This is a genomic window from Polynucleobacter arcticus (assembly GCF_013307205.1).
Taxonomy (GTDB): domain Bacteria; phylum Pseudomonadota; class Gammaproteobacteria; order Burkholderiales; family Burkholderiaceae; genus Polynucleobacter; species Polynucleobacter arcticus.
On the sequence record NZ_CP028940.1, the window covers coordinates 387,273 to 410,415 of the forward strand.

21 protein-coding genes are annotated in these 23,143 nt (G+C 46.2%); 10 read left to right on the forward strand and 11 right to left on the reverse strand.

Annotation, left to right across the window (positions count from 1 at the left end; all coding sequences use genetic code 11):
- Nucleotides 1-118: 118 nt before the first annotated feature.
- Genes DN92_RS02125 through DN92_RS02135 form a run of 3 tightly spaced genes read right to left on the reverse strand, consistent with a single transcriptional unit; the run spans nucleotide 119 to nucleotide 3,704 of the window.
- Nucleotides 119-739 (reverse strand): hypothetical protein, encoded by a 621-nt coding sequence (locus DN92_RS02125; RefSeq protein ID WP_173959698.1) that lies wholly within the window; start codon nucleotides 737-739, stop codon nucleotides 119-121.
- Nucleotides 739-1,986, reverse strand: coding sequence for a sialidase family protein (locus tag DN92_RS02130; RefSeq protein WP_173961230.1), 1,248 nt, complete (start codon nucleotides 1,984-1,986; stop codon nucleotides 739-741). The genes DN92_RS02125 and DN92_RS02130 overlap by 1 nt, the downstream gene beginning before the upstream one ends.
- Nucleotides 1,983-3,704, reverse strand: coding sequence for an ArnT family glycosyltransferase (locus DN92_RS02135; RefSeq protein WP_173959699.1), 1,722 nt, complete (start codon nucleotides 3,702-3,704; stop codon nucleotides 1,983-1,985). The genes DN92_RS02130 and DN92_RS02135 overlap by 4 nt, the downstream gene beginning before the upstream one ends.
- A 180-nt stretch (nucleotides 3,705-3,884) precedes the next feature.
- On the opposite strand from DN92_RS02135, the gene DN92_RS02140 reads away from it, so the two are divergent.
- The 3 genes from DN92_RS02140 (at nucleotide 3,885) to DN92_RS02150 (ending at nucleotide 6,774) form a co-directional block, all read left to right on the forward strand.
- Nucleotides 3,885-5,026, forward strand: a protein-coding gene (locus tag DN92_RS02140; protein ID WP_173959700.1) for an IS3 family transposase whose coding sequence is annotated in 2 segments (ribosomal slippage) — nucleotides 3,885-4,152 and nucleotides 4,152-5,026 — 1,143 coding nt in all. Because the reading frame shifts where the segments join, the coding sequence is not laid out codon by codon here.
- Between the two features lie 134 nt (nucleotides 5,027-5,160).
- Nucleotides 5,161-5,490: a c-type cytochrome gene (locus DN92_RS02145; RefSeq protein WP_173959701.1), complete on the forward strand. Its 330-nt coding sequence runs from the start codon at nucleotides 5,161-5,163 to the stop codon at nucleotides 5,488-5,490.
- 9 nt (nucleotides 5,491-5,499) lie between these two features.
- On the forward strand, nucleotides 5,500-6,774 hold the full coding sequence (locus tag DN92_RS02150; RefSeq protein ID WP_173959702.1) for an NAD(P)/FAD-dependent oxidoreductase: 1,275 nt from the start codon (nucleotides 5,500-5,502) through the stop codon (nucleotides 6,772-6,774).
- 53 nt (nucleotides 6,775-6,827) lie between these two features.
- On the opposite strand, the gene DN92_RS02155 is transcribed toward DN92_RS02150, so the two are convergent.
- Together DN92_RS02155 and DN92_RS02160 are read right to left on the reverse strand one after the other, a co-directional pair.
- Nucleotides 6,828-8,183: a DUF3422 domain-containing protein gene (locus tag DN92_RS02155; protein WP_173959703.1), complete on the reverse strand. Its 1,356-nt coding sequence runs from the start codon at nucleotides 8,181-8,183 to the stop codon at nucleotides 6,828-6,830.
- 17 nt (nucleotides 8,184-8,200) lie between these two features.
- On the reverse strand, nucleotides 8,201-9,622 hold the full coding sequence (locus DN92_RS02160; RefSeq protein WP_173959704.1) for a TAXI family TRAP transporter solute-binding subunit: 1,422 nt from the start codon (nucleotides 9,620-9,622) through the stop codon (nucleotides 8,201-8,203).
- A gap of 71 nt (nucleotides 9,623-9,693) precedes the next feature.
- On the opposite strand from DN92_RS02160, the gene DN92_RS02165 reads away from it, so the two are divergent.
- A complete protein-coding gene (locus DN92_RS02165) occupies nucleotides 9,694-10,395 on the forward strand; it encodes a pirin family protein (RefSeq protein WP_173959705.1) in 702 nt (233 codons plus the stop codon).
- A gap of 70 nt (nucleotides 10,396-10,465) precedes the next feature.
- Here the strand turns inward: DN92_RS02165 and DN92_RS02170 are convergent, their stop codons facing one another.
- From DN92_RS02170 to DN92_RS02185, 4 genes are read right to left on the reverse strand one after another with little or no spacing between them, the layout of a single operon-like run.
- Complete coding sequence (locus DN92_RS02170; protein WP_173959706.1) at nucleotides 10,466-11,437, reverse strand: Bug family tripartite tricarboxylate transporter substrate binding protein; 972 nt, start codon at nucleotides 11,435-11,437, stop codon at nucleotides 10,466-10,468.
- Nucleotides 11,438-11,456: 19 nt separating this feature from the next.
- A complete protein-coding gene (locus DN92_RS02175; RefSeq protein ID WP_173959707.1) occupies nucleotides 11,457-12,506 on the reverse strand; it encodes an Ldh family oxidoreductase in 1,050 nt (349 codons plus the stop codon).
- Nucleotides 12,507-12,521: 15 nt separating this feature from the next.
- On the reverse strand, nucleotides 12,522-13,256 hold the full coding sequence (locus DN92_RS02180) for a GntR family transcriptional regulator (protein WP_173959708.1): 735 nt from the start codon (nucleotides 13,254-13,256) through the stop codon (nucleotides 12,522-12,524).
- A 1-nt stretch (nucleotide 13,257) separates the two neighbouring features.
- The gene (locus DN92_RS02185; protein ID WP_217426036.1) at nucleotides 13,258-14,184 is read right to left on the reverse strand and encodes an SMP-30/gluconolactonase/LRE family protein; all 927 of its coding nucleotides are present in this window, start codon (nucleotides 14,182-14,184) and stop codon (nucleotides 13,258-13,260) included.
- A 150-nt stretch (nucleotides 14,185-14,334) separates the two neighbouring features.
- On the opposite strand from DN92_RS02185, the gene DN92_RS02190 reads away from it, so the two are divergent.
- Entirely contained in the window at nucleotides 14,335-15,270 is a 936-nt protein-coding gene (locus tag DN92_RS02190; protein WP_173959710.1) for a 3-hydroxyacyl-CoA dehydrogenase family protein, read from the forward strand.
- Here the strand turns inward: DN92_RS02190 and DN92_RS02195 are convergent.
- Nucleotides 15,257-16,402: a mandelate racemase/muconate lactonizing enzyme family protein gene (locus DN92_RS02195; protein WP_173959711.1), complete on the reverse strand. Its 1,146-nt coding sequence runs from the start codon at nucleotides 16,400-16,402 to the stop codon at nucleotides 15,257-15,259. The two genes, DN92_RS02190 and DN92_RS02195, sit on opposite strands and share 14 nt — an antisense overlap.
- A 61-nt stretch (nucleotides 16,403-16,463) precedes the next feature.
- Here DN92_RS02195 and DN92_RS02200 point away from each other — a divergent pair, with 61 nt between their 5' ends.
- The 5 genes from DN92_RS02200 (at nucleotide 16,464) to DN92_RS02220 (ending at nucleotide 21,176) form a co-directional block, all read left to right on the forward strand.
- Nucleotides 16,464-17,426 (forward strand): Bug family tripartite tricarboxylate transporter substrate binding protein, encoded by a 963-nt coding sequence (locus DN92_RS02200; RefSeq protein ID WP_173959712.1) that lies wholly within the window; start codon nucleotides 16,464-16,466, stop codon nucleotides 17,424-17,426.
- A 26-nt stretch (nucleotides 17,427-17,452) separates the two neighbouring features.
- Nucleotides 17,453-19,000, forward strand: coding sequence for a UxaA family hydrolase (locus DN92_RS02205; RefSeq protein WP_173959713.1), 1,548 nt, complete (start codon nucleotides 17,453-17,455; stop codon nucleotides 18,998-19,000).
- Nucleotides 19,001-19,131: 131 nt separating this feature from the next.
- Entirely contained in the window at nucleotides 19,132-20,112 is a 981-nt protein-coding gene (locus DN92_RS02210) for a DnaJ C-terminal domain-containing protein (RefSeq protein WP_173959714.1), read from the forward strand.
- A gap of 5 nt (nucleotides 20,113-20,117) precedes the next feature.
- Nucleotides 20,118-20,435, forward strand: coding sequence for a chaperone modulator CbpM (locus DN92_RS02215; protein WP_173959715.1), 318 nt, complete (start codon nucleotides 20,118-20,120; stop codon nucleotides 20,433-20,435).
- Nucleotides 20,436-20,486: 51 nt separating this feature from the next.
- Entirely contained in the window at nucleotides 20,487-21,176 is a 690-nt protein-coding gene (locus tag DN92_RS02220; RefSeq protein ID WP_173959716.1) for an alpha/beta hydrolase, read from the forward strand.
- A gap of 6 nt (nucleotides 21,177-21,182) precedes the next feature.
- Here the strand turns inward: DN92_RS02220 and DN92_RS02225 are convergent, their stop codons facing one another.
- Complete coding sequence (locus DN92_RS02225) at nucleotides 21,183-23,114, reverse strand: ATP-binding cassette domain-containing protein (RefSeq protein ID WP_173959717.1); 1,932 nt, start codon at nucleotides 23,112-23,114, stop codon at nucleotides 21,183-21,185.
- Nucleotides 23,115-23,143 lie beyond the last annotated feature (29 nt).

Sequence of the window (23,143 nt, forward strand, 5' to 3'; positions counted from 1 at the left end):
CCGGAATAGCAGCAAACAAAAAGGCCAGCGTACTGCTGGCTTTTTTGTTGCCTAAAAATTGATCATCAAACTTACATACCAAATCTGCGAATCTACAACTCTAAATTTACAAACTCTTTTACCCCGCTCTAAAGAGATAACCTGACTGGGCTTTCTCACGACGTTTGAGGAGAATTGCATTGGGGATAGAGTACAAAGCCCAGGCAGCTAGGAAAGGATCTAAAAGGTAATCCCAAAGATTGGCTGATTCATGCCAACCCACTGCCCACGCCATGATGGCGATGGAGAGAATCCAAATGCCCTTAATCCAACCAGTAAGACCGCAGAGGATAGCAAAGACAATGACTGCAATTAAGAGGCCAATAAAGTTGTAGCCCCATGCATAAGGATCGAACATGCCAAAGCCGAGTGCCAAGGGATAAAACACTACAGCGATCAGAGCTACTGATAACTTAAATCCCAGCGGCGTCTTTTGTGCGGAAGGAAGTAAGGAGCTCCACAATATCAGCATAGTCACCATACTGAGCTCACCAATAACACCGCGAACGTAAGCAGACAGAGGCAACTCAAGGGACATACCGAGCGGCCAGAAGAATATGTTACCCAAGAATAAAACTACAGCTATACGAGCTGCTAATGGAAAAGGCATTTTCAATAGTTTTTGCAGGAGAATGATGATTACTACGGCGCAAGTAATCGACATCTCAAGTAGTGCAATCAGTTGTAGATATTGATTCATTATTGCGCCTCCTTTTCTGTTAAGTTACTCGCGGCGTGTTTAAACCAATTAGCCGGAAAATAAATATGGCGAATCTTTTTTCTGTCCCAGGTGTAAGTGAGATGCGCATCTTCGCCGCTCACTGAAATTAAATAGGGGTAGGAAAATTCGCGTCTTTGGTCGCCCGCGAGCAGCTCATCATCCTCAATGACCTGTACGACTTTCCATTCAGTAGAGTTCATATTGCCCATCACCATTACCAAGCGATGGCGCCCCACAGTAATATCATTGAGCACCATTAAGCGCGTCCCATTACTTAAAGTGAGTGCGGCAAGAGCTGCATTTGGATTAGGGATCTCTAAATCTTTTGCTACCACCCAAGACTGTCCAGCATCTTTTGTTTCGCTGACCGGAATTTGCTTCGGCTGCGAGCTGGGTCGTGTTTGACGAAAGAATGCACTGGCATCTTGTATGTTATCTATAAACACTGCAGGCTGAATCGCACTCCTACCTGAGCTCATGCGCCGTTTATCAATCACTTGGCTTGCCTCAATTCGAAGGAACTCTCCAAAGCGACCAATCCACTCGTGATATGCCGGCAAACCCATGCGACCGTCAGCAAAGGCGATAGCCGGAGATTTAACTAGGGTGCTCAGATTGATCAATGGAGAAGCAATTAAACGCTGAGGCCGTCCCCAAGTCAGGCCTTCATCATCAGAAATCATGCTAGAAATTGAGCTCCCTGCCCAACCCCCAATAGACACGGTCACAAAAAATAGCTGCATGCGACCATCCGCCATTCTCGCTGGAACAGGATTACCCAATTTAGCAATGTAACGAGATAAACCTTTTTCTGCGCCGACCCGATTAATCACCATTGTGGGTGCACTCCATCTGGCGGCTTGCGGATCAAATACTGCTGTGTTGATCACCACATCGGGCGCGCCTTCTCGACTGCCTGCAAACCAAAAGGCTCTTACTGCGCCATCCTTCAGCGCAATTAAAGAGGCAGCATGCACTGAAGGAGCGCCTGTGTCTGGTAGCCAATCCATACGCAAGCTAGGCTGAACGGCTTTTACTGGCACGCTATTCTTCAGCGCCTTCCCAGACTTATTGGAATCCGTTGATTCCTGTGACAAATCAGAACCAGTGATGACATCGACTTGATAATCAACGATAAAAGGTGACCATGCTGGACGACTATCAATATGTAGATAACCCAATACTGATGCAAGTAATAAAAAACAAAAAGCAATCACACGATTCATCGACAAGCATCCTTATCTACTAAGGGCAACACCATCGTTGCGGGCGTAGAAATTAAATATTCATTCACAAAAAGATGTTCCCCAATTTGACCCATCAGCATCGCCCGAATTTGGGCGTCAGAATGACGGGCTCGCATCTCCATACGTTTACCAACAATCTTGCAAGCTTCGCACAGCACGGGCTCTACGCCAATCGCTGACTGCACAGCCACCAATGGATAAGCATTACTCAGTAAGCTGATTTGGTCCGCCTCTTTTGCGCTGTAGCCATGCAACTTGGCGCCTGGCAATAACAGTCGATACTCCTCGTCTTTTGCACGAAAGTCGCATGGCACCCAAACATCTTGCCCTGCTACGCCTTGGATAGTAGATTGCGAATATCGGCCCAACGCCCCCTCTAAGGGAGCCAAGCTGCTCGTCAGAGCGCAATAGCACAGAAAGCATCCAGTTAATGCTAGGGTCTTGCAGCGAGCTGAATTCAATAAACCCAATAACACTAGCGTAATTGAGGTGCCCATAAGACCCCAGTGCCAGAAGGAATAGTCCCAAATGCCGGGCTGACCCAAAAAGTTCGATAACTGTAGATTGCCACCAACCCAAGTGAGAGCAGAAAGCAATATCAACTGCAGAACTAAGGCGATCCTAAATCCCCATAAAGGCAATCGATCCCAGTACAAAGCGATCAAAGCAGCCAAGGCTGGCATCACCGGCAAAAGGTAGCGACCAGAGCGCTGACTCGGCAAGCTAAATACAATAAAAAAAGCTGCAACCAATAACAGTAATAAGACTTCTTCAAGAGAAATAAAACGCCGCTCTCGCCAGCACTGCACTAAAGCAGAAATCAATACGAAAATGAATAGACCGGCATTAGCCAAGGTCGTTATCACCAACATCCAAATACTATCGCCGCCACGTACCAAATCTAAAAGGTAGTTGGTACTACGCGCCTCAAACTTCCCTGCATTTTCACCAAGGACGAATTCCTTCCAGACCGCCTCAGGAAATGGATCAAGTAAAAACCAAAGCCCAAAAATACCTAAAGCTAGAACTCCAATCAGAATGACTTTGTAGAGGTCCCGAAGCAAGACTTGCGGAATGCTCCACTCACGCCAGCGCCAATAGAGCAATCCCAAGGCAAATGTGGCTGGAACAATATAAGCAAATGACTTCGCCAACAATGCCATACCAAAGCAGGCGCCTGCTATTAGCGGAAATAGTAATTTGGATTCAAAAGCAGCCCTACCCCAATAGAGCAAGGCGAAGAATGGCAGACTTAACCAAAATACTTCAGGAGGATCCGTCAAAAAGGGCCGGCCATAGCGATAAGTCGCAAAAAAGGAAAGCCACACCAGGGCAGCCAGGAGCCCAGTTTGTTTTTTTCCACTAAAGCGCGCCACCACCAAAAATAAGAAAAGAGCCGTTAAGCCGGTGTACAAGACACTGGGCCAACGCAGTGCTAACAGCGTCCAGTCACTTCCCCATCCCGTACTAGCAATGCCCTCCCAAAACACTAAAGGAGGTTTGGTATTTTTAATCCCATCCATGTCCGATTGCAGTGGTAGCCATGCACCAGCATCCGCAGTCATACGAACTATGTGCATATAGGGATATTCATCCCCATTTTTAGGGGCAAACCGACTATCTAAGCCATAGAGATAGGTAATTACACCTAGCAGTAGGATGAGGATGCCGCTTCGAAAGGTAAAGATGCCTCGCATACCGGTAGTTTATAGGTCTTGAGGCTGAACACTCAATTTACCCTCATTCTCATCCCTACTTTTTGATCTGAGCTTATTGATAATGAATATAAGCAAATGTACTCATGAACTGACCTAATTTTTAGTACCACTCCAAAAGAGAGGATTTTTGATAATCTTCACCCTAAAGGAGTGCTAAATATGGCAAAAGGCCAACGTCTCAAACCCGAACAAATAGTCACCTTATTGCGTCAAATCGATGTTTTAACCACCAATGGCAAAACCCTAGCCCAGGCCTGTAAAGAAGTGGGAACGGTTGAGCAAAGCTACTACCGTTGGCGCAAGATCTACGGCGGCATGAAAGTCGATCAGGCAAAGAAGTATAAAGATCTGGAACTGGAAAATACCCGGCTTAAGAAACTGGTTGCCGATCTCTCCTTGCGAGAAGTCATGCTCAAGGAAGTCATTAAGGGAAACTTCTAAGCCCTACTAGGCGTAAAAATGCAGCGCAGCTGCTCATGGATAAGCATCTTGTCTCTGAGCGGTCTGCCTGTAGTTTGGTAGGGCTCTCCAGAGCAGCGTATCGGTACATGCCGCTCCCTCGAGATGACGAAGGGCCGCTTAGGGCTGAGGTCATCCGTATGGCGAGCACCTATGGCAGGTACGGCTACCGATTTATTGCAGGCATGATGCGCAATAGCGGTTGGGGACAAGCGACTACAGCCAAGGTCGCTCGTATCTGGCGGCAAGAAGGCCTAAAGATCCCACAAAAGCAACCCCCTAGAGGCAGACTCTGGCTCTCCGATGGCAGTTGTATGCGCCTGCGAGCTACCCACCCCAACCATGTGTGGAGTTATGACTTTGTCTTTATTAGAGATGCTTATGGCGGCAAGATCAGGATGCTCACGATGATTGATGAGTTCACCAGGAAATGCTTAACGATCCACTGCGCTAGAAGGATTGGCTCGATCCAAGTGATTGAACAACTGGCGAACGCCATGATCGCCAACGGTATCCCGGAATACATACGCTCGGACAACGGCCCAGAATTTATTGCTAAAGACCTACGCAGTTGGTTATCTGGCATTGGAGTGAAAACCGCTTACATTGAACCAGGGAGCCCCTGGGAGAATGGCTTTTGTGAAAGCTTTAATGGCACCTTCAGAGACAACCTTGTGGATGGTGAAATCTTCTACAGTCTTAAAGAAGCCCAGATCATCGTGGGGGAATGGGTGAAACACTATAACCATGTCAGGCCGCATAGTGCATTAGGTTATAGGCCACCAGCACCTCAAACCCAAGTACCCCAACTATTACAGAATCAACCCATGGTGCTGCAATGATTTACTATGGAAAAACTCTCTTTGGTTGTGGACCTAAATTGACAGCAGTTCACTCATTTTGAGCGTATCTGATTAAGATAGGGGCACTAAGCGTTGCCCTTAAAACAGCTACAGGTAAGACGGAGATCATTCCTATGCAAGTGAAGTACTTAAAACCCATTTTGGTGGCTAGCGCCATGGTTGGCTTAAGCCAGTGGAGTGGGCTAAGCATGGCACAAACAGCCGACCAACTATACAAGCGTAGTCTTTCTGCAACCTGCGCCAATTGCCATGGAACGGATGGTAAGGGTGTGGTTGATGGCGGCATGCCGCTGATTAATAACCTCACTAGCGAACAAATGCTTGCCAAGCTCAAAGCGTATAAATCTGGCGCATTAGAGGGCACCATCATGCCGCAACTCGCTAAAGGTTATACAGACGAACAACTCACCACTATTGCCAATCAGCTTGGCAAAAAACAATAAGGAAGCGCTATGGATCGTCGACATTTTATGGGTCAAAGCGCTGCCGTTCTCGGCTTACTCGCTGGCCTCTCTACTCAAGCACGCGCTAACCTGCCAAAAGCAGAAATTCTAGTGATTGGTGGCGGCTATGGTGGCGCAACTGCTGCTAAATATTTACGCCTATTCTCTAACAACACGGCACGAGTTACTCTGATTGAGCCTAATACAGCTTTTGTTTCCTGCCCAATGTCCAACTTGGTGATTGGTGGCTCACGTAGCTTAGCTGAAATGACCTCTCCCTATGACACTTTGAGTAAGCGTCATGGCATCAAGATTATTCAGGACAGTGTTAGCAATATCGATGCAGAAAAGAAAATGGTGAAGCTTGCTTCTGGCAAAACTTTGCGCTACGACAAGCTGGTTGTATCGCCCGGCATATCTCTCAATATGAACAGTATCGAAGGCCTTGCACAAGCCAACAAGGATGGCGTGACTCTGCAAGCCTGGAAAGCCGGCCCAGAAACTGTTGCCCTACATAAGCAAATTGCTGCTATGCGTGAAGGCGGTACCTTTGCCCTGACTATTCCAGAGGCGCCTTATCGCTGCCCTCCTGGGCCGTACGAGCGAGCATGCCAAGTTGCAAATTACCTTAAGCAACATAACCCCAGAGGCAAGGTATTGGTTTTGGATGCAAACCAAGATATCGTCTCCAAGGGAGCCCTATTTAAGAAGGCATGGGCAGAGCAGTATCCGGGGATGATCGAATATCGCCCAAAGAGCAACGTCATTGGCGTTGATGCAAAAAATAAAACACTCAAACTCGAAGTCGAGGATGACGTGAAAGCAGATGTACTCAATGTCCTGCCACAAATGGCCGCTGGGGAAATCGCTATTAAAGCTGGATTAGCCAATTCCAATGCTCGCTGGGTAAATGTGAACTTCCTGAACTTTGAATCGACTGCCCGCAAAGATATTCACGTGCTAGGTGATGCGATTCAAATTGCGCCATTAATGCCTAAATCTGGGCATATGGCCAACCAACACGCTAAAGTTGCAGCGGCTGCCATCGTTGCAGAACTGAGTGGCTGGGAAGTCAATCCAGCGCCAGTGCTCACCAACACCTGTTACAGCTTTGTGAATGATCGAGAAGTGGTTCACGTCGCCAGCGTTCATCAATACAACGCTGCTGAGAAAACCTTTAAGACCGTTCCCGGATCTGGAGGCTTGTCACCTGCGCCATCCATCCTTGAGGGTATTTATGCTTGGGGTTGGGCTCGTAATATTTGGGCTGACAGCCTAGGATAAGCTTGCAATGCTTTCATTGATTAAAAAAGAGGCTCCGGCCTCTTTTTTAATATCTACTGAGGCTTTCCCATCTCAGTAATTCGTTTACGTCGCCTCTTACTAATGACCAAGAAAATGATCGCCACCACTGGAGCAGCAATTGCAGCGATGATATCCGGATGAATAGCAAGACCCACTTCTTTTCCACCCTTTGCCATATAGGCCAAAAGGCTAACTACATAGTAAGTTAACACCAGCACTGAAAGACTTTCAACTGTCTCCTGTAAACGCAATTGCAGGCGCGCGCGCTGATCCATACTGGCTAGCAATTTCTGAGTCTGCTCTTCATTCACAAACTCAATGCGCGTTCTCAGTGTTTGTGTCGTCCTAGAAATACGATCAGATAGCTCTTTTAATCTCCGTTGAGTCCAAATACAAGTACCCATTGCCGGCTGAAAACGTCGATCCATAAACTCTGAAAGAGACTGCACACCAGGAATAGGAGATTCAGCTAGTTCATATAAATTTTTAGTCAACAACTGGCTATAGGCCTCTGCTGCAGTAAATCGCAACCCGTAACCTGAGATCCACTGCTCTGCCCTGGAGGCCAAATGAGAGAGCTCTCCCAAAAATTTTCCATCCTTCTCAGTCTGAACACCAGGCTCAGTTTGTAATTGAGATATATTTTTAGATAACTCAGCCAATTCTGACTCTGCACTTCTGAGGGGCATGGACAGACTTTTAGCTACTGGGAAGGCAATCATTGCCGCCATACGATAAGTTTCAGCTTCAGCAAGCGCTCGCGCGATACGACCGGCCTGCCTCGATCCTAAAAGCTCATGGGGGATAAGGTAAGAGATAAAACCATCTTCATCCAAACGCAAATCGGTCCATAGCTGCGCTTGTTTGCTAGAGAGAATATAGCTACCTAGTACCGTATTGCCATTAAATATGGACGATACCTCTTGAGCCTCCGAAAACAAAGGGCGGTGCTCAAACACCAAATCCAACGCAGAAATTCGTTCGCCACCCGCCTCAACAATTTTTGGGCAACCGAGCTTCTCAAACAATTTGTCTAAGCTCGCTTCAAGAGCAAGGCGCGACTCTAATAGCGGCTTCGTAATTTTGACGGGATTATGGGTAATCGCCGCAATGGTTGCAAACTCGCCATGCAGCTCCCACTTAATCAATACCCTCTCTGGTTCAGGCGCCAAAGTCAGCATTTTGAAAGAATGATCCTGCTCATGATCATTAGGTATAACTAATGCAGCACTTAAATTTTTAATCCACTCAATTTGAGACTGTCGAGAACGGGCATCCAGTAAAAAAGATTGCGACAGCACCCTTTCATTTGGCCAAAGAGCGATTGGTGGGCGCGCATGTACTTCTTCATGCAACTGTCTTCTGGCGGGATGATCGTAAGGTCTCATAGCGTTAATGTATACCTTTAAATAGGGGCAACTTGTACAGCGGTCAAATCTTCTCGGGCCTGGTACGGATGTACCCCACGGTTTAAACAATTCCGAACGTAGTCAATGCTAGTGCGTAAGGCATAGTAGTCCCCAGATAGGCTTTTAGAGACCCTTAACTGCAATGCTTGATATTCTAATAAGTCCAACTTCTTCAAGTATTCATCTTTGACTTCTGGTAAAAATCGCTCAGTCAGCTCTTGCTCATAAGTCTTAAGAATGCCGTATAGCTTATCGAGCTTGCGACGCATCAGCTTATTACGATAGCCTGGCAAGCTCAGTAGGACGGGATATGCTAAGGCACAGAACGGCAGCAATACAAAAATCAAGCGATCTATTAGCTCCGCCAACCAAAATGGAAAATAGAGCATCAATAATGGCGAGCCATTTTTTTCGTAATGCAAAGATACTGGACTTTGCGGAACTCCGGATTTTCTAAAAGAGGGAAATTCACCTTGCCCCGAAAAGAAGCTTGCTTTACCGTTAATCTCCCGAGCAGCCTCTAAGAACAAAAACTGTAGGGCTGGGTGCATTCTGTCATCAATCAACAAGTTGGTCGTCGCAGCCATCAGCTTGATATCAGTCGGGGGGAAATTTCGCGTCAAACTAAATGCACCCTCCGGAACATCCAGAATTTGCATATATGGTAACAAGCGGGCATATGCCTGCGCACGATCAAATGTAGCAAGATGTAACTTTGGGTCCGCTAGTAATTTCTGAACATTCGGGGCCTCATAAGCATCCACAATAAATGCCGCATCAATCTCGCCTTTTTGCAAAGCAGCAACTGATTCAGGGGTAGAGAGATTGAGAAAATGTGGCCCCTCCTGAAATCCGTTCGCCTTCAGAATATGCATTGCTTGAGCATAAGTACCACTACCCTTAGTGCCAACAGATATTCTTGCATTCAAAAAGAAATTGGCGCGCGCTTTAATGGCCTGAAAATCACTGCCCTTAACTTCTGGGCCGCGATAGAACAACCAAATCGGGTTGTAAGCAATTGTGCCAAGCGATAGAACCCCAGTAAGCTCCTGTGGGTTAAATGTGCCCGCCTGAGCAAAAGCAGCCTGAACTGGATCGTTGCGATCGGCTAAATGCGCGACATTTTCCTCAGCACCCTGTGTTGGGAGTAATTCGAGGGTAATTCCTTTTTTCTCAAAAAAGGCTGCGTACTTTTTTCCTAAGGCATCGTAGGAGCCACCGGGTTGCCCAGTGGCCATGATGACATTTCTAGGTGGCGGCGGATCGGCGTACCACCAAACTCCGACCAAGCCTACTAAGAGAATCGCCAAGATAGGCCAAGCCTCCCTCAAAAACTGTACAAAATCATCATACTTTTCTTGTGCAGTCTCAAAAAGCCCGAGACAAGTTTCTTTAAGATCTTGTTTGATGCTTCCCATGTAAGGCCAATCAGCAAATGTGTCAAAAGCTCATGATAATAGGCTTATCCACTTTATAGAAAGACTCTTCCATGCTGACCCTCAGAAAATCCCAAGATCGTGGCTATGCTGACCACGGATGGCTCAAAAGCTTCCATTCCTTCTCCTTTGCTGGCTATCATGATTCCCAATTTATGGGCTGGGGTAATTTAAGAGTCATCAATGAGGATCGGGTTGCTGCCGGCATGGGCTTTGGTAAACATAGCCACCGCAATATGGAAATCGTCAGCTATGTTTTATCCGGTGAATTGGCTCACGAAGACAGCATAGGGAATATTGAAGCCATCCCTCCGGGCGACGTCCAACGTATGAGCGCTGGAACCGGCGTTACCCATAGCGAGTTCAATCACGCTAAGGATCAAACCACCCACTTTTTGCAAATTTGGATCGAACCAAATGTCTTAGAAATCGCCCCGAGCTATGAGCAAAAAACAATTGCTGCGATCGATAAACACGGGAAGCTTTGCTTAATTGCATCGCCGGATGGCGCAGGCAATGCAGTCAAGATTCATGCAGATGCTAAAGTGTATGCGGGACTTTTCGACGGAATGCAATCAGCCCAGCTCAGCCTAGATATGAAACGCAAAGGCTATGTGCACCTCATTCAAGGTGAACTCAACATCAATGGCATTACCCTCCAAGGCGGTGATGCACTACTCATTAGCGATGAAACAGAAATTCGGATTGACCAAGGAAAAAAGGCTGAGGTCTTAATTTTCGATCTTCACGCATGAAGGCAATATAAAAAGAAAAAAGGTGATGTTTGCCTCAGCAAACATCACCTCATTTAAGGAAAAACCGCAATTAATCGAGCTTAATTTTTGCTTTCTCGATTACTACCTTCCATCTAGCGATATCAGAATTATATAAATCGGTAAATTGCTGAGTATTCATTGGTGCAATTTGAACGCCCGCCTTGACAAACCGCTCCTTCATTTCTGGTGTATCTAAAATTTTCAAAATAGTACTGCTCAAGGTATTCATAATTGCAGGCGGAGTTCCTGCCGGCACGAATAGCCCTTGCCAGAGAGCCATCTCATAACCCCTTACTCCAGCCTCTTGCATTGTGACCAGTTCAGGAGCGCCGCTAAAACGATTCTTGCCAGTCACTGCCAAGGCATTGACTTTATCCCCCTTGTACAAAGGCAATCCAACCGGCATGCCTGCAAAGTAAAAATCAATTTGACCACCTACTAAATCGGTCGCTGCTGGGGAGCCGCCCTTGTAAGGAATATGAATTGCCTGTGTTCCCGTGGTCGATAAAAATAATTCACCAGCCATATGATCTGAGTTTCCAATACCAGAGGAGCCAAAGCTCAGCTTACCTGGATCAGCCTTCAGCATAGCAATCAACTCGGCTACATTTTTAGCCTTTGAGTTATTGTTCACGATCAAAATATGGGGAGTTGCTGCAACACCCACTACAGGCAATAGGTCTTTTTGGCCATTAAATGGCAGTCTTGGATTGGCAGCTACGTTAATTGCTAAGCCGTTCTGCGCAAAAAGGACGGTGTAGCCATCGGGAGCGCTCTTAGCTACAGCATCTGCCGCCAAACTTCCTGCCGCTCCACCTCTATTTTCCACGATGACTGACTGCTTAAGAGCAATACTGAGTTCATTTGCCACCATTCTGCCAACGATATCCGTTGAACTTCCTGGGGCGTAGCCGACTAACATCTTGATAGGCTTATCTGGATAGGCAGCAAACGCTGTTCCCAGAACCAGTGGTAATACTAAAGAACCCAATACTATTTTTTTTATTGATTTTTTAATCATTTTGTCTCCTCCGGTAAGTTTATAAATCTAAAGTTGTAATTCCACACTCCTTGGCACAGTGATTCAACGACTCTTGTAATTCGGTTGATATCGGTATTCCATGTTGTAGTCGCTCTGCCATCACTCTAGCCGCACCATCGCCAGGAACCCGAATCTGATTTACACCAGGCAATTTAGAGGAAGCTTTCAAATCATTTACCAAAGCAATGACTCGATTAACAAATTGCTCCTTATCCCCAAAGGCACTTGGATCTACCGCAATAATGGTTTGCCCTGTATTAGTAATCAGATCATGATGTGCATTAAAGTCAATAGTGTCTTTTCCAACAGCTGCGTTGTTGAGTGCCCCGGCTAGCAATCCAATCATGACTGCAAGTCCATATCCCTTATACCCACCAATCGGCAGCAATGAACCCTCGCTTGATTTTTGAGGATCTGTAATAGGCTGACCGTTCCGATCAATCATCCAGGTATCTGGAATAGACTCCCCTTTTTGAGCGGCTACTTTTACCTTCCCATACGCAGCAACTGTAGTCGCAATATCCAAAAGCACAATAGGATGTTCGCCAGCAGGTACTGCAATTGCAATAGGATTGGTTGATAAAAGCAAATCGATGCCGCCCCAGGGAGCCATATGATTTGCATTACCAACAGCCATATAGATTCCGATATAGCCCTGCTCTGCCAACCTTCTTACATAAACAGAGGCAGCACCAGAATGGTTTCCATAGTGACTGCCTACCCAACATACGCTGTGTTGCTTCACTTTTTCTAAAGCTAACTCAACCGCTTTATTCATGACTAAATGGCCTAAAGCATTATCTCCATTTAGCAAGGCAGTTGCGCCTTGCTCACGCTCAATATGAATATGGGGATTGAGATTGATGCCCCCGGCCCGAATTCTTTTGATGTAAGCAGGCAATCTAAAGATCCCATGACCATCAGCGCCAACAAGATCTGACTTAACCATCAATTGCGCCACAATTTTGGCGTCAGCTGCGGGCACTTGATTAGCCTGCAATGCCCTGGTAATAAATTCTTCAGCTTGAGTTATTGGTAAATATTTCATATCTAATATTGCCGTTTAATTTCCAACACCACTCTTAAACTCCATCTTATAGGTGTATTTATTTTCAGGATGGTAAGTAAATGTAATTTCAAAAAGTTTATCCTGATCATCGAAGTAACGTCGAACAATCACTAAACAGGGATCATGCGGCCTCAATTGAAGCTTTTTGGCAATGTTGGCAGGGGCACCAACAGCATAAACATCCACTTCTGCTCGGTCAATTCTGGTGCCATATTTTTTTTCAATTTGCTCAAACACCATCACCTGAGAATGCTCAGGCTCGGATGTGAGCGATGCAAATTGGGGAAGAATATAAATATCAGTCCAAGCAATCACTTGCTCGGTATCTCGCTGCTTTCGAATGCCGCCAATGTGATACCAGGAAGAGCCTACCGCACCCCCAATCATTTCGCTCAGGGGCTTATCGAGCTCTATAAATTCTTCAACAATATTTTTCCGATAAGTATTTCTTGGATAACTCAAAATATCAATAGGAGAATTAAAACTTTGAGTAAATCTTCTCACTTTTTGGCGAGAAATTACCTGAGTTGGTACGCCCTGGCGACGTAATACCAAGCCATCGGATTCTATAGTTTGAAGTGCATGTCTCAATGTATGTCGGCTTGCATCAAAGCTGGCACACAGGGCTTCCTCGGAGGGCAAGTTTGATCCTACCGCCCAATCACCATTGTGAATGCGCTGAGCCAGCGCATTCGCCAAGGTTTTATAAAGCGGTAGAGACCCTTTCAATTTAGGAAAGACCGAACATCTTCTTGCCAGCTACTGGTAAACGCGCTTTCAAAATGTCGCCAGAAAGGGATTCAGTAATGTAGAGATCTTTACCATCTGGTCCGCCGAAGCACATGTTAGCGAGGTGGTGGTGATGTGGGTTATCAGAATAGATAAGGTGAGTTGGGAGCATATTGCTATCAAATCTCCAGATACCAATTCCCAGGTGGCAGACTAATAAACCATTCTCGGAATCCATTTCGATACCATCGGGACCAGCAACACCACCTGTTAACTGAATTGCTACACCTGTTTTAGATACGGAGCCATCAGCCATGAGCGGCAAGCGCCAAATTTGCTGGGATCTGGTAGCAGCAACAAACACATGCTTTTCTTGGGTGTTTAAAGTAATGCCATTCGGACTGGGTACGTTAATCGCCAAGCGATCAAGCTGACCATTCTCACGCAATCGAAATACTCTGCCTGTAGGGTCTGCAATTCCAGTTTGACCTTGATCGGTAAAGTACAAGTCACCATTAGAGGCAAAATGTAAATCATTCAGACCCTTGAAGTTTTCGCTGTACATCGATCCCAGGATCGTTTCAACTTTTCCAGTTTTCGGATCCAGAGCCAACAAACCTAACTTGTAATCACAAATAAATGCGCGGCCGTCTTTATGAAACTTCAATCCATTAGGCCAGCCGTCAAACTGAGTTACCAAGTCCCAGTCACCTTTAGGAGTAATTCTGAATACCCTGCCAAAAGGGATATCTAAAAACCACAGATTACCTTCACGATCAAAAGATGGCCCCTCTAAAAAGCACTCTACTTCGGCACCTTGACGATTTGGGTCGGACCAACCTGTGCGAGATTTCTTTCTAAATTTCGCGGGCATCGACATGAAAACTTCTGCCTTGATTTTCTCAACAGGCTGAAAGGGGTTATGCATGGTCATAATTACTGGCTCCAGGTGATAGTTATACGGATAAGTTAACTTAAATGATTCACAATTAAAACATAATTGATGATAATGTACTGCAAATAGGTATTTCAACCCTTTATCTTGTTTTATAACTTAACCGTATAAGTAAGGCTGTCCATGAGCTACGTTGCTGTGATTGGTACTGGAATAATGGCCGCAGGCATTGCCGCCGGATTCATTGCAAAAAGTATTCCTGTTGTGATCTTAGGAAGAAATAAAGAAAAAGCAGATACATGCCTAGAGAAGGCGCTTATTCTCGCCGAGAAGATTGGCATTACAGGCCCTTACTCAAGTCAAAACAAAGACGCAATCAAGGCAGAGCAAACTACCGATATTCTTGAGGACTGGTCTAGCTGGAATACCTGTGATTGGGTTATTGAAACCGTAGCTGAAAACCTCGCTCTCAAACAAGCCGTTTTTCAACACTTAGATGAACGCGTTCCAGCGCATATTCCGATTGGCAGTAACAGCTCAGGCTTTCCAATCAGCAAAATTGCGAGTGGGCTCAAAACTGCTAATCGCATGATGGGCGCCCACTACTTTATGCCGGCAGAAGTAGTGCCATTAGTAGAAATTGTGATGGGCGAGAAAACGGGACTAGCCTTTGCAGATAAAGCATGTCAGCTGTACAAAAAAATCGATAAAAAACCGGTCCTGGTTAAAAAAGATATTCCTGGATTTTTAGCCAACCGCATACAGCATGCACTCATGCGCGAAGCGCTATCCCTTGTACAAGAGGGTATTGCAAGCCCTGAGGATATTGATGACGCCGTACGCTATAGCTTTGGATTTCGATATGCTGCTGTTGGCCCCATGACTCAAAAAGAAATTTCTGGATGGGATGGGATGGCTAATGCAGCAAAGGAAATCTACCCCTCCCTATCTAATATCACCACCCTTCCACCAAAGGTGGTGCAACTGATGAGCGAGGGTAAAACCGGCATGAAATCAGGCGAAGGTTTTAGAAAATGGACGCCAGCAGAGATCGAAAAGGTATCAGAATCCTACTCGAGAAGACTCAAGGCTGCCTTTGATGTACTTAACATTGAATAACTGAGTACCCCTTGGCAATGACCTCTCTCACCCGATTGATGCTTGGTGTCACACCAATGCCAGTGGATGCCAATTGGCTTACCTCTAGGTATCCATGCTTGGCAATGAGGGGCGCATCACACACATCAAACTTCAAGTATTGATTCGACATGCTAAAACCCCAGGACACCTCTCCCGTCGCAAAGCCGATTGATGCTGTCGCTGCTGCCGATAATGAAGTCTCAGCAATCTTGCAGGCTAAATTTAAGCCTAACTTATGCTCACTGAGTAGCTTAGCGCACTCAAGAGCTTTAATGATGCCGCCTGTCTTAATCAACTTCAAGCTAGCGCCTCCAATAGCATTGGCATCTATGAATTGTTCCAGCTCGGCAACACCATGGATGGATTCATCTAAACCGATAGGAATGCCAGAGCTATTTTTTAAAAGGGCAAAATCATCCATAGATAAATCTGCCGGTATTAGCTGCTCTACAAATGTCAAACGACTAGCCTCTTCCGATTGGCAAAAGCGGATGGCATCTGTCAAAGTCAATGCACAGTTAGCATCAACAGAAATCACATCACCCGCCAAGCTATCGCACAGCATCTTCACTCTATGGAGATCCTCCTCCAGTGAAGGTGAGCCGATTTTAATTTTCCAGTGCCTAAAACCCAGATCACGGAATGTTTTAGCGTCACTAAGCTCTTTTTCTAAAGATCCACCTAACATTCTCAACAAGGGAATAGCGGTAGGCGGCAGTTCATTGAGGGATTTGTTTCTGCTGCGCAAATATTGCCATAAAGGAACACAGGCTTCTTGCGTATATAAATCTAATAAAGCCATCTCCACACAGGATTTAGCCGATGCATTTGAATACAAGAACAGACTGAATGTGTCCGCAAAATTATCAGGCTCTAGCCAGTCAATAGATAACGATTTTTCTACCAAGTATCGAATGCTGCCAATCAGACTATCCAAAGTTTCACCAGTCATCAAGGGTGCTACGGATGCCTCACCCCAACCCTGCCTACCTTTTTCATCAGTAAGGCACAGCAATACCGTTTTTGCATCAACTACGATTTCCCGCGACATTTTGATGGGCTCAATGAGGGGGATTGATAAAGGGTAGATATCTGCGCGGAGTATTTTCATTTTTTTGTTTTACTAGGTTTAATGTAGCAACTCATATTCTAAAAAATTAAGGAGACAATACATGAGAAAATTTATTTTGACACTAACAGTCTTGGGAGCTTTGTCCCCCTTTTTGACTAATGCACAAAGTTATCCGAATCAACCTATTAAGTTAATCATCCCCTTTGCCGCTGGTGGACCGTCAGATGCCCTTGCACGTGGCTTTACTCCAAAGCTAAGTGAGAACCTTGGTCAACCCATCATTCTTGAAAACAAGCCTGGCGCGGGCGCTAATTTAGCAGCTGAATTCGTAGCAAACTCCAAGGCTGATGGGTACACACTATTTTTAATGATGGTGGGAACCCAAGCAATCAATGAGACTTTGTATAAAAAATTAAACTACAACGTTGTCAAAGATTTTTCCCCAATCTCATTGGTTGCATCTTCATCACTCATGCTAGTGGCTAACCCCTCAGTTCCAGTAAAGAGTGTTGCCGAACTGATTGCTTTTGATAAAGCCAATCCAGGCAAGGTTAGCTTTGGTTCATCTGGAGCAGGAACGCCCCTCCATTTAGCTGGAGAGTTATTTAATACCCAGGCAGGAACCAATATTCTGCACGTGCCATATAAGGGTGCAGCTCCGGCATTGACTGATGTATTGGGTGGACAAATTCAAACAGCAATTGTTGGAACGCCAGCGGCACTCCCCTATGTTAAATCCGGCAAGCTTACCGGCTTGGGTGTTACAAGCCTGAAGCGCTCCTCAAACGCGCCTGAGATTCCAGCTATTTCTGAGACTCTGCCAAAATTTGAAGTAGAGTTGGTGTATGCAATTGTTGCTCCTGCAAACACGCCCAAGGCAATCGTTGATAAACTGAATTCGCAATTAGTGAGCGTGCTCAATAATCCCGATATCAAATCTCAATTGAATTCCAGAGGGTTTGATGTAGTCACTAGTACCCCAAACCAATTGGGCGAATACATCAAGTCTGAGGTTGCTAAATGGGCTCCAATTGTCAGGAAATCAGGCATCACGGCTGAATAATTCAAATTTAATAGTGGAATAGACTCATGATTGAAACGTCTGGAAAAAAATTAGCGGGGCCCATTATTCGGCTTCATCCCAATGACAATGTCGTTGTAGCCCGAGTAGATGTACCTATTGGCGAATCTGTACCGAGCGAAAATTTTACAAGTCGCAGTCAAGTACCCGCGGGCTACAAAATTGCCAGCAAGAAAATTCTCCAGGGTGAGCCGATTCTGAAATACAACGTGACCGTGGGTTTTGCTAATACAGATATTGAGGCTGGCACGATGGTGCATAGTCACAATACGGAGTTTCGTGAATTCGATCGTGACTATGCATATGCTAGTGAATATAAGCCCACCACCCTTTTGCCTGAATCTGAGCGAGCTACCTTTCAAGGCTATGTCAGATCTAATGGCAAGGTTGGGACGCGTAACTTCATCGGTATTCTATCCACTGTCAATTGCTCAGCAACCGTTGTGAATAAAATTGCCGCTTGGTTTACACCCGAACGTTTAAAGGATTTTCCTAATGTCGACGGTGTGGTCGCGTTTAGTCATGACATTGGTTGCGGCATGGAAATGAGCGGTGAACCAATGCAGTTACTGCGTAGAACGATGGCAGGATATGCTCAGCATCCCAATCTAGCTGCTGCACTCATTATTGGTCTAGGCTGTGAGCGCAACCAACTCAAAGGCTTAATGGAGCAAGAAAGTCTCAAGGAAAATTCCACCTTACATACGTTCATCATGCAAGAAACTGGTGGCACGCGCAAAACAATTGAAGCTGGCATTGAAGCCGTCAAAGCACTTCTGCCTGAGGCGAATAAGGTAAAGCGTCAAACCGTCTCCGCAAGCCACCTCTGCGTGGGTTTGCAATGTGGCGGCTCTGATGGCTTTTCCTCTATAACTGCCAACCCTGCATTGGGTGCTGCGATTGACATTCTGTCGCGCCATGGTGGTACAGGCATTCTCTCGGAGACCCCAGAAATTTATGGGGTTGAGCATACCCTCACTCGCAGGGCTGCTAGCCAAGCAATTGGCGAAAAACTTATCCAACGTATACGTTGGTGGAAGGACGAATACTCTGTTGGCCGCGATGTCCAGATTAATGGTCAAGTCAGCCCCGGCAATCAAATTGGCGGCCTTGCCAATATCTTTGAAAAGTCTCTGGGCTCTTCCATGAAAGGCGGAACAGGACCACTAATGGAAGTGTATCGATATGCAGAACCTGTAACAGCCAAAGGCTTTGTTTTTATGGACACCCCGGGCTTTGATCCTGTCTCAGCAACCGGTCAGATTGCCGGCGGGGCAAACCTGATTGCGTTCACTACAGGACGGGGTTCCATGTTTGGATCCAAACCGGCACCCTGTATTAAGCTGGCAACCAATACGCCTATGTATACACGCCTAACCGAGGATATGGATATCAATTGTGGAGAGATTTTGGATGGCACCGTTTCTGTTCAAGAGATGGGGCAGCGTATTTTTGAACTATTCCTCAGAACAGCCTCTGGGGAGCAGTCTAAAAGCGAGTTATTAGGTCTGGGGGATTATGAATTTGTACCCTGGCAAATTGGGGTTATGAGCTAAGCGAATCCCCATATCCACGGCAATAGCAAGCGGGCATCTAGCCCGCTTTTTCTTTGCTCAAAAGTCAGTAGGAATCAGCGCTAAGAACTGTAGAATTAAGCTTATTGATTTAATCAGGGCTTATCAGAATCATGAAATTTAGGGATTACTACGAAACACTCGGCGTCGCACGGGGCGCTACAGAAGCTGAAATTAAATCAGCCTACCGAAAGCTCGCCCGCAAATATCATCCAGATGTCAACAAAGAGGCTGGCGCAGAAGATCAGTTCAAGGAACTTGGGGAAGCCTACTCCGTCTTAAAAGATACTGAGAAGCGCGCTGCTTACGATCGCATGGGCGCCAATTGGAAGAATGGTCAAGACTTCACACCGCCACCAAACTGGAACGAAGGATTTGAGTATTCAGATGGTAACTATGGTGGTGGTCATGGCGGCTTTGGTGGTGGCTATGAGGGCGATCAAAGCGAGTTCTTTGAATCACTATTTGGTCATGGCCGACATCGCCAAGGGGGACGTGGCGGCAATCCGCGTCAAGGTATGGACTTTAAGGGCCAAGATCATCACGCCAAAATACTGATTGATCTTGCTGACACTTATAACGGTGCAAAACGCACCATCTCTCTACATATGCCGACCCAAGATGCCAACGGTCATGTCAGCACTCAAGAGCGCAAACTCGATGTCAGCATCCCCAAGGGTATTAAGGCTGGACAAAATTTACGCTTAGCCGGTCAAGGAGGTCCGGGCATGGGTGCTGGCGGCGCAGGTGACCTCTACCTTGAAATTGACTTCCACCCTAATCCGATTTATCGCATAGATGGCAAAGATGTTTATTTAGATCTACCCCTGGCTCCATGGGAAGCTGCATTAGGAACCACAGTCAATATTCCCACCCCTGCAGGATCTACTCTGGAGTTAACTATTCCCGCTGGAACTGCTACGGGTCGCAAGATGCGACTCAAGGGCAAAGGTATTCCCAGTAAAGATGCTGGCGACTTATACGTAGTTCCAAATATCGTCTTGCCCGGCGCAGAAACTGATGCACAAAAAGAAGCCTATCAAGCCTTAGAAAAAGCTTTTGATTTCAAGCCTAGAACCCACCTGAAGGGATGATAAATATGACGCAAACACAAATCACCTGGATTGAGAGTGCCATCGTTGAAGATGAGGTACACATGACCATTGTGGAAATTTCACAAGCTACACGAGCGCCAGAAGAACTCATCATGTCCTGGGTATCTGAAGGCGTTCTTAGTCCAGCCGGCTCATCTCCCGAAGACTGGCGATTTAGCGGTGACTCACTCAAGCGTGCAAGAACTGCCGCTCACCTTGCTCACGACTTAGAACTCAATACTCCTGGTGTTGCACTGGCACTCGATCTCTTGGATGAGATTACACGCCTACGCAATCAACTACTTCGTGAAAATATAGCTTAAGACTCTGAGCAAATCACAATAGTGCACTTTGCAATTTAGGATGAAACATATATGACAGCATTACCCTGCATTGAAATTGAAACTGCCCCCAATCCAAGCGCATCTGTAATTTGGCTTCACGGATTAGGTGCTGATGGAAACGACTTTGTACCCATCATTCCACAGCTAAACCTGTCTGAGTGCCCCGCTATTCGCTTTGTTTTTCCGAGTGCACCAAGCATATCCGTCACCGTGAATGGTGGCTATATCATGCCAGCCTGGTATGACATCACTGGAAGAGATATCAGCGACCGCGAGGACCTTGCTGGTATTCATAAATCGGCGGCAGCGATCTCGGAGTTGATTGAACGAGAAGCAAGTCGTGGTGTTGCCTATGAAAAAATTGTTTTAGCTGGCTTCTCTCAAGGCTGCGCCATGTCTCTCCAAGTGGGCTTACGCTTTCCACATGCACTTGCAGGCATCATGGCGTTATCAGGTTATCTACCCCTAGCAAAAACCTTACCGCTCGAACGAAGTGAGGCTAATGCCAAGACTCCTATTTATATGGCTCACGGTCTTTGGGATGCTGTAATCACTCCAGAACGTGCAGAGGCTTCGGCTGATACCCTAGAAAAAATGGGTTATCAGATGGACTGGAACACCTACCCAATGGAACACTCTCTTCACCCAGATGAGCTAGTAGATATTTCACGGTTTTTGACCATGGTACTGAGCAAGCCCCCTCAAAACCAGGCGCCTTAAATGAGATTAAGACTCGGAGCGACTCAGCAACAATTCCCAGCGTTGTAACTTCACATCTAGATCAGCGGTAATTTCGGAGAGACGGGCTTGCATGCTTGCAGCCAGTTCAGGCTCATTCTTATAAAGTTCTGGATTGCTCATTGCAATACCAATCTCAGCCTGCTCCTTCTCCAGCACTTCAATCTGTAGAGGCAATGCCTCAAGCTCTTGACGTTCTTTGCCATTGAGCTTTTGTACGGCGTCCTTTGCCGGCGCAGGTTTCGATTCAGTCTTAAGCTCGGCCTTTACCTCTGATTTTGATTCAGACTTCTCTACAGCCTTAGCGCCACCATTAGCGGCGCGAATTTTATCTGAGCGGGCCTTCTGAATCTTCCAATCCTCGTATCCGCCCTCATACTCCCGCCAGAATCCATCGCCTTCATTGGCAATAATGCTAGTAACTACGTTATCCAAGAAGTAACGATCATGACTAACTAAAAAGACCGTACCCTTGTAGTCTTGGAGTAATTGCTCAAGTAAGTCCAGGGTATCAATATCCAAGTCATTGGTCGGCTCATCTAAAACCAAGACGTTCGCAGGCCTTGCAAATAAACGTGCCAATAGCAAGCGATTACGCTCGCCACCAGACAAGGTGCTTACAGGTGAATTAGTGCGCTCTGGTGCAAATAAGAAATCGCTTAAGTAACTCTTGACATGTTTCTTGTTACCGTTGATTTCAATCCACTCGCTACCTGGACTAATGTAATCCTCAAGCGAAGCATTGAGATCGAGACCTTCGCGCATCTGATCAAAATAGGCAACCTCAATTCGGGTACCCATCGTCGCAGTACCAGAGTCCGGCGCAATAGTTCCGAGAATGAGTTTTAATAGAGTAGTCTTACCAGCGCCATTGGGACCAAGCAAGCCGACTTTATCACCACGCAAAATCGTAGCCGTGAAATCCTGCACGATCGGTCGACCATAAGATTTGGAAACATTTTGAAGATCAGCGACGATCTTGCCACTTCTATCGCCAGCCGATACTGCAAGCTTCACTTGCCCAACTGCATCACGTCTTTGTGAGCGGCTAGCGCGGAGATTTTCCAGACGGGCTATGCGCGCAACGCTTCGGGTACGTCTTGCCTCAACCCCCTTGCGAATCCAGACCTCTTCTTGGGCAAGCAATTTGTCTGCTCGCGCATTAGCCAAGGATTCAGAATTCATTTCCTGATCTTTCAATACTTCATAGGCCGAGAAATTACCTGGATACGTTCTTAAAATACCGCGATCTAACTCAACAATCTGTGTGCAAACGTTATCCAAGAAGGCGCGATCATGGGTAATCAAAATCACGGAACCCTTGTACTCTTTTAATAAATCTTCCAACCAAGAAATCGAATCCAAATCCAAATGGTTGGTAGGCTCATCAAGTAACAGTACATCTGGCATCTCCACCAGAGCGCGCGCCAGTGCAACGCGTTTCTTAGTTCCACCAGAGAGCGTGCTAATTTTAAGATCAGCTTCTAAATGCAGGCGATCTAGCGTTTCATGAACGCGTTGCTCCCAATTCCAGCCACTGAGAGCCTCTAATTGAGATTGCACTTCATCCAATCGGTTGTGAGAAGCATCATCCCACTCCCCTATGCTCAGAGCCTCATATTCTTCACGCAGGGCTTTAGCCTGAGCAACACCCTTGGATACCGCATCAAAGACCGTCTCCTCAGCATCGAAGATAGGCTCCTGGGGAACATAGGCAATACGAAGGCCTTGCTGATATTGCAGCAAACCATCATCCATTTTTTCTATGCCGGCCAAGATCTTCAATAAAGAAGACTTTCCAGTGCCATTACGGCCAATTAAACCAACCCGCTCCCCAGATTCCAGTGAGAAAGCGGTGTTTGCGAGGAGGTCAACGTGGCCAAAAGCCAGTTTTGCATCAGTGAGTACGATTAAGGCCATGGTGACATTATCGTCACTTCACTCAAAGT

Excerpts from the sequence above, each read along its gene's own strand:
- DN92_RS02125 (WP_173959698.1), bottom strand. The coding sequence starts at position 739 with ATGAATCAATATCTACAACTGATTGCACTACTTGAGATGTCGATTACT.
- DN92_RS02130 (WP_173961230.1), bottom strand. The coding sequence starts at position 1,986 with ATGAATCGTGTGATTGCTTTTTGTTTTTTATTACTTGCATCAGTATTG.
- DN92_RS02135 (WP_173959699.1), bottom strand. The coding sequence starts at position 3,704 with ATGCGAGGCATCTTTACCTTTCGAAGCGGCATCCTCATCCTACTGCTA.
- DN92_RS02145 (WP_173959701.1), top strand. The coding sequence starts at position 5,161 with ATGCAAGTGAAGTACTTAAAACCCATTTTGGTGGCTAGCGCCATGGTT.
- DN92_RS02150 (WP_173959702.1), top strand. The coding sequence starts at position 5,500 with ATGGATCGTCGACATTTTATGGGTCAAAGCGCTGCCGTTCTCGGCTTA.
- DN92_RS02155 (WP_173959703.1), bottom strand. The coding sequence starts at position 8,183 with ATGAGACCTTACGATCATCCCGCCAGAAGACAGTTGCATGAAGAAGTA.
- DN92_RS02160 (WP_173959704.1), bottom strand. The coding sequence starts at position 9,622 with ATGGGAAGCATCAAACAAGATCTTAAAGAAACTTGTCTCGGGCTTTTT.
- DN92_RS02165 (WP_173959705.1), top strand. The coding sequence starts at position 9,694 with ATGCTGACCCTCAGAAAATCCCAAGATCGTGGCTATGCTGACCACGGA.
- DN92_RS02170 (WP_173959706.1), bottom strand. The coding sequence starts at position 11,437 with ATGATTAAAAAATCAATAAAAAAAATAGTATTGGGTTCTTTAGTATTA.
- DN92_RS02175 (WP_173959707.1), bottom strand. The coding sequence starts at position 12,506 with ATGAAATATTTACCAATAACTCAAGCTGAAGAATTTATTACCAGGGCA.
- DN92_RS02185 (WP_217426036.1), bottom strand. The coding sequence starts at position 14,184 with ATGCATAACCCCTTTCAGCCTGTTGAGAAAATCAAGGCAGAAGTTTTC.
- DN92_RS02190 (WP_173959710.1), top strand. The coding sequence starts at position 14,335 with ATGAGCTACGTTGCTGTGATTGGTACTGGAATAATGGCCGCAGGCATT.
- DN92_RS02195 (WP_173959711.1), bottom strand. The coding sequence starts at position 16,402 with ATGAAAATACTCCGCGCAGATATCTACCCTTTATCAATCCCCCTCATT.
- DN92_RS02200 (WP_173959712.1), top strand. The coding sequence starts at position 16,464 with ATGAGAAAATTTATTTTGACACTAACAGTCTTGGGAGCTTTGTCCCCC.
- DN92_RS02205 (WP_173959713.1), top strand. The coding sequence starts at position 17,453 with ATGATTGAAACGTCTGGAAAAAAATTAGCGGGGCCCATTATTCGGCTT.
- DN92_RS02210 (WP_173959714.1), top strand. The coding sequence starts at position 19,132 with ATGAAATTTAGGGATTACTACGAAACACTCGGCGTCGCACGGGGCGCT.
- DN92_RS02215 (WP_173959715.1), top strand. The coding sequence starts at position 20,118 with ATGACGCAAACACAAATCACCTGGATTGAGAGTGCCATCGTTGAAGAT.
- DN92_RS02220 (WP_173959716.1), top strand. The coding sequence starts at position 20,487 with ATGACAGCATTACCCTGCATTGAAATTGAAACTGCCCCCAATCCAAGC.
- DN92_RS02225 (WP_173959717.1), bottom strand. The coding sequence starts at position 23,114 with ATGGCCTTAATCGTACTCACTGATGCAAAACTGGCTTTTGGCCACGTT.